General features: G+C 40.0%; 1 protein-coding gene. It reads right to left on the reverse strand.

Features of this window, described 5'->3' with window-relative positions; all coding sequences use genetic code 11:
- Position 1: 1 nt before the first annotated feature.
- Positions 2-829 carry a flagellin gene (locus N7931_RS19290; RefSeq protein ID WP_262795967.1) on the reverse strand — a complete coding sequence of 276 codons (828 nt, stop codon included), beginning with the start codon at positions 827-829 and terminating at the stop codon, positions 2-4.
- Positions 830-1030: the final 201 nt, after the last annotated feature.

Consider the following 1030-nt stretch of genomic DNA (forward strand, 5'->3'; position numbering starts at 1 on the left):
ATTAACCTAATAAAGACAATGCAGCTTGTGGTCTTTGATTTGCCTGACTTAATACCGTGGTACTTGCCTGTTGTAAAATCTGGTTTTTAGTTAATTCCGCCGTCTCTGTCGCAAAGTCTGTATCTTTAATTTGTGAACGCGCTGAAGATACATTCTCTATTACGTTACTTAGGTTACGAATCGTTGATTGGAAACGGTTTTGTAAAGCACCTAAGTCCGCTCTTGCCGACCCTATCGCCGATATCGCCGCATCTATTTGAGTTAACGCCGCTGATGCCAATTGCTCTGATGCAACTGATAAGTCCGCTCCTATTAAGCTTGACGCACCAAATCCACCTGCTCTTGATAAGTTAACTGAAATCGTTTGACCACCATTAGCACCCACTAAAAATTTAGCTGAGTAACCACCGGTTAATAAGTCCACCCCAGCAAATTGGGTGGTGGTTCCAATTCGGCTGATTTCTGTTTTTAAAGCACTCACTTCTTTTTGTAGCGCTAAACGGTCTGATGATGTATTAATACCGTTTTGTGATTGAATTGCTAATTGGCGAATACGTTGCAATGAGGTGGTAATTTCCTGCATTGCGCCTTCTGCGGTTTGTGTTAATGAAATTGCATCGTTTGCATTTCTGACCGCTTGGTTTAAACCTTGTACTTGGGTGGTCATTCGGTCTGTAATTTGTAAACCTGCCGCATCGTCTGATGCGCGGTTAATTCTAAAACCAGATGATAGTCTTTCAAATGCGGTATTTAGGGCGTTACCTGATGTTGATAACTGACGCTGTGCATTTAATGATGATACGTTGGTATTTACGAACATGCCTGACATTTTAACTCTCCTGAACTTTAATTGAGTTGCTTTACTTTATGCCTCGATTCTCTCTTGGCCTTTTACCTTGTTTTTATTGTTATCATCCGCTGACAATTAAGTTATCGGAGTTAAAATCCCCTTCTTTAATAAAAAAATGCAAAAATATCGCAAAAAAAGTGCTAAAGTTTTTTTATCGCTGACGATATACAATCGGGGTTT

The sequence above is a fragment of the Catenovulum sp. 2E275 genome (assembly GCF_025515275.1).
In the GTDB taxonomy this organism is placed as follows: Bacteria; Pseudomonadota; Gammaproteobacteria; order Enterobacterales; family Alteromonadaceae; genus Catenovulum.

Bases quoted from the DNA above. Each gene is read 5' to 3' on its own strand.
- N7931_RS19290 (WP_262795967.1), bottom strand. From the start codon at position 829: ATGTCAGGCATGTTCGTAAATACCAACGTATCATCATTAAATGCACAG.